Origin of the sequence: Micromonospora sp. NPDC005686 (genome assembly GCF_042871665.1) — a bacterium.
Lineage (GTDB): Bacteria > Actinomycetota > Actinomycetes > Mycobacteriales > Micromonosporaceae > Micromonospora.
In genome coordinates, this window is sequence record NZ_JBIAIY010000006.1 from 278736 (window position 1) to 291122 (window position 12387).

The following is a 12387-nucleotide window of genomic DNA, read 5'->3' on the forward strand; positions in this document are numbered from 1 at the left end:
CTGATCGCGAACCACCGTACTGGCAGCATGTCGGGCGTGTCTCACCACCTCTCGCGTTGGATCGGCCTGGCGGGTTCGGTGCTGCTCGCCGTGGCCGCGTTCCTCGGCGGCGCCCTGCCCGACGGCGAGTTGCGTCCCACCCCGGTCAGCATCTGGCAGGGCCCGAACGGGCCGCTGACCATCGGGTTGTGGCTGGTCGGCACCGGGCTGCTGGCGTGGGCCTGGTGGTCGCTGCGGGACCGGGTGCCGTCGTCGCGCTGGGTGCTGGTCACCGTGGCGCTGTGGCTGCTGCCGATGCTCGTCGCGCCGCCACTGGGCAGCCGCGACGTGTACGCGTACGCGTGCCAGGGCGCCAGCTTCTCGGCCGGGATCAACCCCTACGACCAGGGCGTGTCAGCGCTGCCCTGCCCCTGGCTGGACACCATCTCCTACATCTGGCGGGACACTCCGGCGCCGTACGGGCCGCTGTTCGTGCTGCTCGCCGGCGCGGTGGTGGAGGCCACCGGCTCGCTGCTCGGCGCCGTCGCGCTGTTCCGGGTGCTCGCCGTGGCCGGGGTGGCGCTGACCGCGTGGGCCGTGCCGGTGCTGGCCCGCCGCTGCGGGGTGCCGCCGCAGCGGGCGCTCTGGCTGGCGCTGGCGAGCCCGCTGGTGCCCGTGCACCTGGTCTCCGGCGCGCACAACGACGCGCTGATGATCGGCCTGCTCGTGGCCGGACTGGCAGTGGTGGCGGCCCGACCGGGCCGGCCCGGACCGCTGCTCGCCGGTGGGGTGCTGCTCGGACTGGCCGCCGCCGTCAAGATCACTGCGCTGGTGGTGATGCCGTTCGCCGCGCTCGCCGCGATCGTCGGGGCGTACCGGATCAGGACGCTCGTGCGTGACGGCGGGTGGGTGGTCGGCGGCTCGCTCGCGGCGCTCGCCGCGGTGACAGTCGTCTCCGGCCTGGGCCTGGGGTTCGTCAGCGGGCTCGAACAGGGCGGGCTGGTGGTGGCCTGGACCTCGCCGCCGACGGCGGTCGGGCAGACCGTCGGCTACCTGCTGGTGCCGTTCGGGGTGCACGTCGACGCGTTGCCGGTGACCCGGGCGATCGGCATGGTGGTGCTGGTCGCCGTGCTGATCTGGCTCTGGTTCCGGTCGTTCCGTCGCGGTGAGCCGTTCTGGCACGCCGGCCTGGCGCTGACCGCCACCGTCGCGCTGTCCCCGCTGTTCCACCCCTGGTACTGGCTGTGGCCGCTGGCGGTGCTCGCCGCCACCGCCCGTCGCACCCTGTGGTTCTCGATCGTCACGGTGGTGTCGGCGTTCCTGGTGCTGGCCGACGGCACCGGTCTGGCCCGGTACTCCAAGATGCCCGGTGCGCCGCTGATGACCCTGTTCGTGATCGGGCTGGTCGTGTGGTTGGTACGGTCGGCTCGCAAGGGTCGGCAGCCGGTTCCCGTGGACTGAGGAGTGTGCCGGTGAGCGAGCCCGACGGACCCGTCCGGCCGGTCGCCGCCGGTCTCGCCCGCCACGCCGGTCTCGCCGGGGCGGTGCTGCTCACCGTCGCCGGGTGGCTCGGCGGCGCGCTGCCCGGCACGCCCTCGCGCGCCACGCTCGCCGCGATCTGGGCATCCCCGCACGGACCGGTGACGCTCGGCTGCTGGCTGGCCGGGACGCTGCTGCTGGTCGGCGCCTGGTGGTCGCTGCGGTGGGGCACGCCGTCCGGCCGGTGGGCGTACGTGACCGCCGGGCTCTGGTCGCTGCCGCTGCTCGCCGCGCCGCCGCTGGGCAGCCGCGACGTCTACTCGTACGCCTGCCAGGGCTGGACGTGGACGCAAGGGCTCAGCCCGTACCGGGTGGGGGTGGCGGCGGCCGGCTGCCCGTGGACCGGTTCGGTGTCGCCGATCTGGCGGGACACCCCGGCGCCGTACGGGCCGTTCTTCGTGCTGCTGGCCGGGCTCGCAGTCCTGGCCGGTGGCGGCCTGATCGGGACGATCGTCGCGCTGCGGCTGGTCGCGGTGGCCGGGGTGCTGCTGGCCGCGCTGTGCCTGCCCGGCCTGGCCCGCGCCGCCGGGGTGCCCACCCGCCGGGCCGCCTGGCTGGTGCTCGCCTGCCCGCTCGTCGGGATCCACCTGATCGCGGGCGCGCACAACGACGCGCTCGCGCTCGGGCTGCTGCTGCTCGGCCTGCTGGTGCTGGTCCGCCTGCCGGGCAGGCCGCGCGCGCTGCTGGTGGCCGGCATGCTGCTGGGCCTGGCCGTGGCGGTGAAGGCGGTAGCGGTCGTGGCGCTGCCGTTCGCGGCGCTCGCCGTGGTGCACGGCCGCTACACCTGGCGCGCGCTGCTGCGCGGCGGCGGACAACTGGCCGCGTCGGTGCTCGGCACGCTGCTCGTCCTCTCGCTCGCCACCGGCCTCGGGCTGGGCTGGGTCGGAGGGCTCGGCCACAGCGGCGACTCGCAGCAGTGGACCTCCCCGCCCACGGCCGTCGGGTTCGTGATCGACTACGCCGGCGAGCTGGCCGGGCAGCGGCCGGCGGCGGTGCCGGTGGTCCGGACCGTCGCGCTGGCGCTGCTGGCGGGGACGCTGATCGCGCTCTGGTGGTGGGCGTGGACGGCGCTGCGCCGGCTCGACGACGCCCGGCAGCGGGTGGCCCGGCTGACGACGGCCCGGCACCGGGTGGCGCTGCTCGGCGCGGGACTGGCGCTCGCCGCCACGGTGCTGCTCGCGCCGGTCTTCCACCCCTGGTACGCGATCTGGCCGCTGGCGTTGCTCGCGGTGGCGGCGGTGCCACTTGCCCGGGAGGCCTGGTTCGTGGCGCCCTGCGCGGTCGCCGCGCTGCTCACCCTGCCGGACGGCTCCAACCTGGCCCGGTTCACCAAGGCGCCGGGCGCGGTGCTGATGACCGTGCTGGTGGCGGTCGTCGGGGTGATCGGCGTCCGGGCCGCGCTGCGCCGCCGCGCTGGATGAACGGCCGGGGGGGGGGGGGGGGGGGGGGGGGGGGGGGGGGGGGGGGGGGGGGGGGGGGGGGGCGGGGGGGGGGGGGGGGGGGGGGCGGGGGGGGGGGGGGGGGGGGGGCGGCGGCGGCGCGGGGGGGGGGGCGCCCCCGCCCCCGCCCCCGCCGCCCGCCCCCCCGCCCCGGCCCCCCCCCCCCCCCCCCCCCCCCCCCCCCCCCCCCGGTGCTGACGAGCGTGCTCAGCAGTCGAAGTACATCGCGAACTCGTGCGGGGTCGGGCGCAGACGCACCGGGTCGACCTCGTTGGCCCGCTTCCAGTCGACCCAGGTGGAGATCAGGTCGGGCGTGAACACGCCGCCGTCGAGCAGGTAGTCGTGGTCGGCCTCGAGCGCGTTGAGCACCTCCGGCAGCGAACCGGGCACCTGCTTGACGTCGCCCCACTCCTCCGGCGGGAGGTCGTAGAGGTCCTTGTCGATCGGCGCCGGCGGTTCGATCTTGTTCTTGATGCCGTCGAGACCGGCCATCATCATGGCCGAGAAGGCCAGGTACGGGTTGCTGGACGGGTCCGGCACCCGGAACTCGACGCGCTTGGCCTTGGGGTTGCTGCCGGTGACCGGGATGCGGGTGCAGGCGGAGCGGTTGCGCTGGGAGTAGACCAGGTTGACCGGGGCCTCGAAGCCGGCCACCAGACGACGGTAGGAGTTCACCGTGGGGTTGGTGAAGGCCAGCAGCGAGGGGGCGTGGTGCAGCAGGCCGCCGATGTACCAGCGGGCGGTGTCGGACAGGCCGGCGTAGCCGGTCTCGTCGTAGAACAGCGGTTCGCCGCCGCGCCAGAGGCTCTGGTGGGTGTGCATGCCGGAGCCGTTGTCGCCGAACAGCGGCTTGGGCATGAACGTCGCGGTCTTGCCGGCGGCCCAGGTCTCGTTCTTGACGATGTACTTGAACATCTGGAGCTGGTCGGCGGCGTGCAGCAGCGTGGAGAACTTGTAGTTGATCTCCGACTGGCCGGCGGTGCCGACCTCGTGGTGCGAGCGCTCGACGGTGAAGCCGCCGTCGACGAGGCGACGCACGATCCGGTCGCGCAGGTCGGCGTAGTGGTCGACCGGCGGCACGGGGAAGTAGCCGCCCTTGTAGGCGGTCTTGTAGCCGCGGTTGCCGCCCTCTTCGATCCGGCCGCTGTTCCAGGCGCCCTCGATCGAGTCGATGTAGTAGAACGACTGGTGCGCGGAGGTCTCGTGGCGGATGGAGTCGAAGATGTAGAACTCCGCCTCGGCGCCGAAGTACGCGGTGTCCGCGATGCCGCTGGCGGCGAGGTAGGCCTCGGCCTTCTTGGCGACGTTGCGGGGGTCGCGGGAGTAGGCCTCGCGGGTGAACGGGTCGTGGATGAAGAAGTTCAGCGCGAGGGTCTTCTGCGCCCGGAACGGGTCGATGAACGCGGTGGCGACGTCCGGCAGCAGCAGCATGTCGGACTCGTGGATGGCCTGGAACCCGCGGATCGAGGAGCCGTCGAAGGCGAGGCCGTCGGTGAACACGCTGTCGTCGAACGACTCGACCGGCAGGTTGAAGTGCTGCATCACGCCGGGCAGGTCACAGAAACGTACGTCGACGAACTTCACGTCCTCGTTGGCGAGGTATCGCAGGAGTTCCTCGGAATTGGCGAACACACGTCCTCCTGGCAGGTTCACTCCGGTAGCTAACTACTGGCGACGCTATGGCCGAGGGGTTGCCCTGCCGTGTCCCGTCTGTTTCCGCCGTGTTACGTCGCTTGCGGAGCGTCATCCTAGCGCTCTCTGGTGCGGAATGTCGGAATTTTCGTCGACGGTCGAGGCGGCGTTACCCTGGCCGCTGTGACCGATACCGCCGCCACACGGGTGCCGCCCGCCACCGACCCCGCCTTCACCCCGCCCAGCCTCGGCCGCCGCTTCGGCGCCCTGATCATCGACTGGGTGCTGTGCCTGATGGTCGCCCGGGCCTTCTCCGACCCGGTCCGCGACGGCTGGCCGCCGGTCCTGGTGCTGATCCTGGAGTACGGCTTCTTCATCGGCCTGTTCGCCCAGACCCCCGGCATGTACCTGACCCGGCTGCGCTGCGTCTCCTGGGCCGACGGCGGCCGGATCGGGGTGCTCCGGGGACTGCTGCGCGGCTTCCTGCTGGCCCTGGTCGTGCCGGCCCTGCTCATGGACGAGCACCGGCGCGGCCTGCACGACCGGCTCGCCGGGTCGGTCGTCACCGACGCCCCGCGCCGCTGACCCGCACGACGAAGGAGCCGGCCCCGCACGGGGACCGGCTCCTTGGCGCGTACGCCGGACGTCAGCGACCCCGGGTCTGCCGGAACGCGCCGCGCGCCGGCCGCATGTTCTTCGGGACCGCGCCCTTGGGCATCTGCGGTCGCGCGGTCAGCGCCTTGAGCCGCTTGTCGAGCGCGTTGACGTCCTTCGGGGACAGGGCGCGGGGCAGCCGCATCAGCGTCATCCGCAGCTTGCGGACCGGCAGCTCACCCTCGCCCTGACCGATCACGTAGTCGTGCAGGGGAGCGGTGCCGATCACCTTCGCCAGGCGGCGCTTCTCCTGGCCGAGCAGGCCGCGTACGCGCTGCGGGTTGCCCTCGGCCAGCAGGATCACGCCCTGCCGGCCCACCACCAGGTGCACCATGTCCATCTGGGTGGTGGAGCTGACCGCCGGGGTGACCCGCCAGTCGCCACGCATGCTCTCCATGATCTGCGCCGCCGCGCCCGGCTGCCCCTCGGCGGCGTTCATCATCGCCTTGTTCGAGCGCAGGTTGAGCACGATCAGCACGGCCAGCAGGGCGAGCAGGATGCCGATCGGCAACCAGATCCAGCCCCAGGCGATCACCGCGACCACGGTGAGCGCGAGCGGGATCAGCACCGCCGCCGCCGTCAGCGGCGCGAACCACTTGTCCTGCTTGGCGGTGAACCGGAACACCATCCCGATCTGCTTCAGCCGCTGGCCGAACGAGACCTTCTCCTGGGGCTTTGCCATACCGCAGAGTCTAGTGGTCGGCGCGCACCCCGTTGATCCGTGGCCGCCCCCTGCGCCGAGGGCTGAGTACCTTACCGCCGCGGCGGCCCGAATCGGCCCGCCGGTAAGGAGGCCGGGCGGGCGAAGATCAGGCGGCGTACCCATGCACCGGGGGCACCTTCGCGCGGAGAGTCGATCTCGACAGGGAACGACACCGCACGACAGGGAGATTCGAGATGTTCGGCAACGACGCAGACCTCATCCTCAGCATCCACCGCAGCCACGCCGCCGAGTTGCAGGCCGACGCCGCCCAGGACCGGCTCGCCCGGTCGCTGCCGCGCCGGCACCCGCGCGGATGGCTCGGCCGCCGCCAGCACCACGCCCGCACCACCGACGCCCGCCGGTGACCGCACCGGCGGCCGTGACCGGGTTCGTGGGCGCGGCCGGACCGGCGACGTCGCACGGCCCGATCGGGCCGGTCGGGCCGTCGGAGGGCCGTGGCATGCTCGACGACGTGACCGTACGCGCCGCCAGCACCGTCCTCGTCGGCCGCCGGCCCGAGCTGGCCGCGCTCGGCGACGCGCTGGCCCGGTCCCGGTCCGGCGAGCCGACGACGGTGCTCGTCGGGGGCGAGGCGGGCGTCGGCAAGACCCGGCTGCTGGAGGAGTTCGGCACCCAGGTGGACGCGGCCGGCGCGCGGCTGCTGGTCGGCCAGTGCCTGGAACTGGGCGAGGCCGGCCTGCCGTTCGCCCCGTTCGCCGCCGCGCTGCGCGACGTGCTGCGCCACGACGGGCCGGCCGCCTTCGCCGGCTACGAGGCGGAGTTCGCCCGGCTGCTGCCGGAACTGGCCCGGATGCCGGCGGCCGTCGCCGCGCCCGCCGGACCGGCCCTCGCCGACACCCCGCGCGGCTACCTGTTCGACCTGGTCGCCGAGCTGTTCCGACGGCTCGCCGAGGAACGCCCGCTGGTGCTGGTGATCGAGGACCTGCACTGGGCCGACCGGTCCACCCGCGATCTGATCGGCTTCCTGGTGCGGGCCGCCCGCGCCACCCGCCTGCTGGTCGTCTGCACGTACCGCACCGACGAGCTGCACCGGGGGCACCCGCTGCGGCCGTTCCTCGCCGAACTGGACCGGGTCCGCGGCGTGGACCGGATCGACCTGGGCCGCCTCGACCGGGACGGCACCGCCGCCGTACTGGCCGACCTGCTGGGCGTCGAGCAGTACGCCCGGACCGTGGACGACGTGCACGAACGCACCCAGGGGAACCCGTTCTTCATCGAGGAGCTGGCCGCCGCCGGTGGCCCGGTCGGCTGCGCGGCCATCCCGGAGACGTTGCGCGATCTGCTGCTGGCGCGCGTCGACCGGCTGCCCGAGCCGGCCCAGCGGGTGCTGCGGATCGCCGCCGCCGGGGGCACCCGCTTCGCTCACCAGCTCCTCGCCGAGGTGGCCGGCCTGCCCGAAGCCGAACTGGAGGACGCGCTGCGCGCCGCCGTCGCCGGGCAGCTCGTGGTGGCCGACCCGGACGGCGACTACGAGTTCCGGCACGCGCTGGTCCGCGAGGCGGTGCACGACGACCTGCTGCCCGGCGAGCACGCGCGGCTGCACGCCCGCTACGCCGCCGCGATCGAGGCCCAACCGCACCTGGTCGCCGCCGGTCGCGCGCCGGCCGAGATCGCCCACCACTGGTACGCGGCGCACGACCACCCTCGCGCGCTCACCGCCGCCCGGGTCGCCGCCGAGGCGGCGGAAGAACGGTACGCGTACGCCGAGCAGAGCCGCCTGCTGGAGCGCGTCCTCGAACTGTGGGAGCAGGTGCCGGACGCCGCCGACCGGCTCGGCATGGACCACCTGCGCCTGCTGGAGGACACGCTGACCGCGGCGGTCACCGCCGGTGACCTCAGCCGGGCGCTCACGCTCACCCGGGCCGCGCTGGCCGAGGTCGACTCCGACGCCGAACCGCTGCGCGCCGCCCGCCTGCTCGACCACCGGGGCCGGCTGTTCGCGCTGCTCGGCAAGAGTGACGGCGCGACCGAGCTGCGCGAGGCGTACCGGCTGGCGGCCGCCGCCCCCGACGGCCCGGAACGGTTCGGCGTGCTCGCCGACATCGCGTCGCACCTGATGAAGGTCGACCCGCGCGAGGCCGCCTCGGTCGCCGCCGAGGCCGCGGCCGGCGCGTCCGAGGTCGGCACCGACCTGGTGCTGCTGCCCACCCGGATCGCCCTGCTGCACCGCCTCGACGGCACCCCGGAGCGCGGGCTGGCGGAGCTGCGCCGGGTCGAGGCGCGGGCCCGCGCTGCCGGTGACTCGTGGGCCCTGGTCAGCGCGCTGGTCTTCCTCTCCGACGTGCTCTACGAACTGGGCCGCTACGACGAGTCGGAACAGGCCGCCGCGGCCGGGGTGAGCGAGGCGCGCCGGGTCGGCATCAGCCGCTCGATCGGGGCGTACCTGCTGTCGAACCGGGCCGAGGCGCTGATCGCGCTGGGCCGCTGGGACGAGGCGGACGCCACCTGCGCCGAGGCGGCCCGGATCGACCCGCCCGGCGTCTCCGGGCTGCACTGGCTGCAACTGCGCGCCGGGCTCCACCTGGCCCGCGCCCATCCCGCCGCCGACGAGGTCGTCGGGCGGGCGCTGGCGTTCCTGGGCCGGCCGTACCTCTGGCCGAACCACCGGCTGCCGCTGCACGAGCTGCGTGTGGAGGCCGCGCTCGCCGCCGACGACAAGCCGGAGGCGGTACGCGCGGCGCGCGCCGCCCTGGCCGACGCGCACCTGGCGGACCTGCCCCGCGAGGGCTGGCCGGTGCTCAACGCGGTGGCGCGTGTCGCCGCGCTGACCGGGGACGCGACGCTCGCCGCCGAGGTGTCGGCGGTGGCCGCCGCGCTGCCCGCCCGGCACCCGGCCGAGCACGCCCACGCCGCCCACGTCGCCGCGATCCTCGGCGGTACGGCGCCCTCCGGTCCCGCCGACGCGCTCACCAGGTGGCGGGCTGCGGTGGCGGCGTGGCGTACCGCCGGGCAGCCGTACCCGCTGGGCCGGGCGCTGCTCGGGCTGGGCGAGGTGGCAGCGGCGGCGGGCGAGCGCGACGAGGTGGCCGCCACGGTCCGGGAGACGGCCGAGCTGGCCGCCCGGCTGGGCGCCACCCCGCTGCGCGAGCAGGCGGCGACGCTGGCCCGCCGGGTCGGGCTGCGCGGCACCGGGCGACCGGGTCCGGACCTGCTGACCAGCCGGGAGCAGGAGGTGCTGCGGCTGGTCGCCGAGGGGCACAGCAACAGCCGGATCGCCGAGCGGCTGTTCATCTCGCCGAAGACGGCGAGCGTGCACGTGTCCCGGATCATCGCCAAGCTCGACGTGACCAACCGGGTGGAGGCCGCCGCGCTGGCCCACCGCCTCGGCCTGCTCAGCGGCGAGGCAGGTAGATCCGCCAGCCGGGCACGGTGACCACGTCGAGCGTGCCCGGTGCGGCGCCGACGCGGTGGTCCAGCCGCGTGGCCAGCGGCGAGCCGGCCGGCGCCACCCACGCCGCGTCCGGGTCGGCCGCCACTTCCCGCCGGTACGCGGGCAGCCGGTCGAAACCGGGGCTCAGGTCGTCGTCGACCACGGCACAGAGCACGTTCTCGCCCGTCGCGTAGGTGAGCCGGTTGCACGTCCAGTAGCCGCCGCGTACGTGCCGGACGTCGAGCGCGCCCAGCGTGTCCACGAGCGACCGATGCCGGTCGGCCTCGGCGTGCACGTCGGGCGCGGTGCGGACCACGTCCACGGTGGCCGCCGCGCCGGTGCCGAGCACGCCCGCGAGCACCGCCAGCGCCCCGGCCCCCGCCACCCGGGCCATCCCGCGCCGTCGGTCAGCGCGGTGGGTCAGCCGGCGGGCGGCGAGCGGGCGGGCGGCCTGCCACAGGGGCCAGAGCAGGGCGGGGACGGCGACCGCCAGGCACGACAGGTAGCGGCTGCTCTCGATCGGCGTCTGCCCGGCCGCGTTGCTCACCGCGTACGCGGCGAGGATCCCCGCCGCGCCGCCGAGCAGCGCCAGCCGCACCCCGGCCGACACCCGCTCCACCGAGCGCGGACCGCCGGGAGCACGACGGAGCGTGTGCCACGCGGCGAGCGCGGCGAGCACCAGCAGCACCGGGAACGCGACGGCCCACCAGAGCTGCCAGGTGGCGCACCGGCCGGGTGAGCAGAAGCCCATCGCCAGTGGCGGCCCGAGGACCAGCGCGCCGTGCAGCCGGTCCGCCCAGTCCGCGGGCGTGCCGGTGCCACCCGCGGCCAGCACCGCCGTCACCGGGTTGCGGCCGTGCCGGATGCTGTCGGCGAGCATCGGGGCCGTGCCCAGCAGCAGCGCGCCGGCCAGCACCAGCCCGGCCCGGCCGGCCAGTTCCCGCCACCGCCACGCCACGAGCAGCGCGCCGAGCGTCAGCACGTACGGCAGGATCAGCGGGTCCACCCAGAGCAGCACCCCGGACATCAGTCCCCAGGCCGCCCAGCGGGGCAGCCGCGCGCCTACCCCGGTCACGCAGAGCCCGACCGTCAGCAGCGCCAGCGCGGCGCCGGCCGGGTTCAGCTCCGGGTAGCCGCCACCGGCGATGAGCTGGTTCTTCACCACCCGGTCGGAGCCGAGCGCCAGCACGGCGACGACGAGCAGGGCGTACCAGCGGTCACCGCCGAGTCGCCGGGCCAGCCGCCAGGACAGCAGCAGGAACAACGCGTACAGCGCGAGCGTGGGCAGCCGCAGCACGAGCACCGACGGTCCGGCGAGCGCGACCAGTGGCGCGGCCAGGTACGCCTCCAGCGTGCCCATGTACGCCTGGCCGTAGAACCACACCGGGAAGCCGTCACCGCGGGCGATGTGCAGGGCGGCCAGCCCCATCGTCGCCTCGTCGCTGTTGGTGGGCGGCGCGTCGGTGAACAGCAACGCCAGCCGGTAGCCCACAGCGACGAACCCGACGAGCACCGCGAGCAGCGTCGGCGACGGCAACCGCCGGGGCGTACGAGGGCGCACGACTTCGCGTGGCTCCTCGCGTACCCGGGCGCTCATGCCTGTGATCATGGCATCCGGCGCGCGGCCGGCGGTGGGTGACGCGGTGACCGGCCGGCCTCAGCCGGCGACGGCGACCTGCTCGCGGGCGGTGAGCGCCTGCTGGTAGAGCCGGCCCGCGCGGTACGACGAGCGGACCAGCGGACCGCTCATCACGCCCGCGAAGCCGATCTCCTCGGCCTCCTCGCGCAGCTCGACGAACTCCTCCGGCTTGACCCAGCGGGTCACCGGGTGGTGCCGGGGGGAGGGGCGCAGGTACTGCGTGATGGTGATCAGCTCGCAGCCTGCCTCGTGCAGGTCGCGCAGCGCCTGGGACACCTCGGCGCGCTCCTCGCCCATGCCCAGGATCAGGTTGCTCTTGGTGACCAGGCCGTCGGCCCGCGCCTGGCGGATCACGTCCAGCGAACGCTCGTAGCGGAAGGCCGGGCGGATCCGCTTGAAGATGCGCGGCACCGTCTCCACGTTGTGCGCCAGCACCTCGGGCCGCGAGCCGAAGACCTCGGCGAGCTGCTCGGGCACGGCGTTGAAGTCGGGGATCAGCAGCTCGACACCGCAGCCGGACTGCAGCGCGTGGATCTGCCGGACCGTCTCGGCGTAGAGCCAGGCGCCGCCGTCGGGCAGGTCGTCGCGGGCGACACCGGTGATGGTCGCGTACCGCAGGCCCATCGCCGCTACCGACTCGGCGACGCGCCGCGGCTCGTCGGCGTCGAACTCGGCCGGCTTGCCGGTGTCGATCTGGCAGAAGTCGCAGCGCCGGGTGCACTGGTCACCACCGATGAGGAAGGTGGCCTCCCGGTCCTCCCAGCACTCGTAGATGTTGGGGCAGCCGGCCTCCTGGCACACCGTGTGCAGCCCTTCGCGCGAGACGAGCCCGCGCAACTGGGTGTACTCCGGGCCCATCTTGGCCTTCACCTTGATCCACGGCGGCTTGCGCTCGATCGGCGTCTCGGCGTTGCGCGCCTCGATCCGCAGCATCCGCCGCCCCTCGGGGGCGACAGCCGCGGTGCGCGCTGGCTGCTCAGTCGTCGGCGCGGATTGCTCGATCGTCACAAAACCGAGCGTACGCCGGTCGGCGCCGGTCGATGAACGGCAGGCGACGGCCGTCACGCCGGAATCGCTGTGACACCGGACACCAGGGGCGAAAAAACCCGGTCACAGCGAGGCGTGCGCGGTGCTAGCGTGCCGGGCAGAGCTGTGACGGAGCCGAGTAACGGACCGATCCGCGAGTACAGAGAGCCGCCGGTTGCTGTGAGGCGGTCTGGCGCCGGTCCGCGAAGACCCTCCCGAGCTGTGGGAAGAACGGCGCCCCGCGCCCAGTAGAGCCCGCCCGGCCGGCCCCGGTGAAAAGGCGACGAACGAGGCTCCCGCGCAGTCGGGGGCGAAGGTGTGGTGGCACCGCGAGGTTCCCGCTCGCCCACACCTCCCTGGGGATCGCGTTGCGATTGGTCAAGGA

General features: G+C 74.5%; 9 protein-coding genes. 5 read left to right on the forward strand and 4 right to left on the reverse strand.

Going from position 1 to position 12387, the window contains the following annotated elements:
- Window positions 1-27: 27 nt before the first annotated feature.
- A complete protein-coding gene (gene mptB / locus ACFYON_RS16675) occupies window positions 28-1440 on the forward strand; it encodes a polyprenol phosphomannose-dependent alpha 1,6 mannosyltransferase MptB (protein WP_387188780.1) in 1413 nt (470 codons plus the stop codon).
- 11 nt (window positions 1441-1451) lie between these two features.
- The gene (gene mptB / locus ACFYON_RS16680; RefSeq protein ID WP_355015302.1) at window positions 1452-2939 is read left to right on the forward strand and encodes a polyprenol phosphomannose-dependent alpha 1,6 mannosyltransferase MptB; all 1488 of its coding nucleotides are present in this window, start codon (window positions 1452-1454) and stop codon (window positions 2937-2939) included.
- 225 nt (window positions 2940-3164) lie between these two features.
- On the opposite strand, the gene glnA is transcribed toward mptB (ACFYON_RS16680), so the two are convergent.
- The gene (gene glnA / locus ACFYON_RS16685; RefSeq protein ID WP_355015301.1) at window positions 3165-4589 is read right to left on the reverse strand and encodes a type I glutamate--ammonia ligase; all 1425 of its coding nucleotides are present in this window, start codon (window positions 4587-4589) and stop codon (window positions 3165-3167) included.
- A gap of 183 nt (window positions 4590-4772) precedes the next feature.
- Here glnA and ACFYON_RS16690 point away from each other — a divergent pair, with 183 nt between their 5' ends.
- Window positions 4773-5174 carry an RDD family protein gene (locus ACFYON_RS16690; protein WP_387188779.1) on the forward strand — a complete coding sequence of 134 codons (402 nt, stop codon included), beginning with the start codon at window positions 4773-4775 and terminating at the stop codon, window positions 5172-5174.
- 61 nt (window positions 5175-5235) lie between these two features.
- Here ACFYON_RS16690 and ACFYON_RS16695 read toward each other — a convergent pair whose 3' ends face one another.
- A complete protein-coding gene (locus ACFYON_RS16695) occupies window positions 5236-5925 on the reverse strand; it encodes a DUF4191 domain-containing protein (RefSeq protein ID WP_354869830.1) in 690 nt (229 codons plus the stop codon).
- A gap of 215 nt (window positions 5926-6140) precedes the next feature.
- Here ACFYON_RS16695 and ACFYON_RS16700 point away from each other — a divergent pair, with 215 nt between their 5' ends.
- Window positions 6141-6311, forward strand: coding sequence for a hypothetical protein (locus ACFYON_RS16700; RefSeq protein ID WP_354869832.1), 171 nt, complete (start codon window positions 6141-6143; stop codon window positions 6309-6311).
- Entirely contained in the window at window positions 6308-9340 is a 3033-nt protein-coding gene (locus ACFYON_RS16705) for an AAA family ATPase (protein ID WP_354869834.1), read from the forward strand. The genes ACFYON_RS16700 and ACFYON_RS16705 overlap by 4 nt, the downstream gene beginning before the upstream one ends.
- Here ACFYON_RS16705 and ACFYON_RS16710 read toward each other — a convergent pair.
- Window positions 9300-10934 (reverse strand): DUF423 domain-containing protein, encoded by a 1635-nt coding sequence (locus ACFYON_RS16710; RefSeq protein WP_354869836.1) that lies wholly within the window; start codon window positions 10932-10934, stop codon window positions 9300-9302. The genes ACFYON_RS16705 and ACFYON_RS16710 overlap by 41 nt on opposite strands.
- A gap of 60 nt (window positions 10935-10994) precedes the next feature.
- On the reverse strand, window positions 10995-12041 hold the full coding sequence (gene lipA, locus ACFYON_RS16715) for a lipoyl synthase (protein WP_354869839.1): 1047 nt from the start codon (window positions 12039-12041) through the stop codon (window positions 10995-10997).
- Between the last annotated feature and the right edge of the window lie 346 nt (window positions 12042-12387).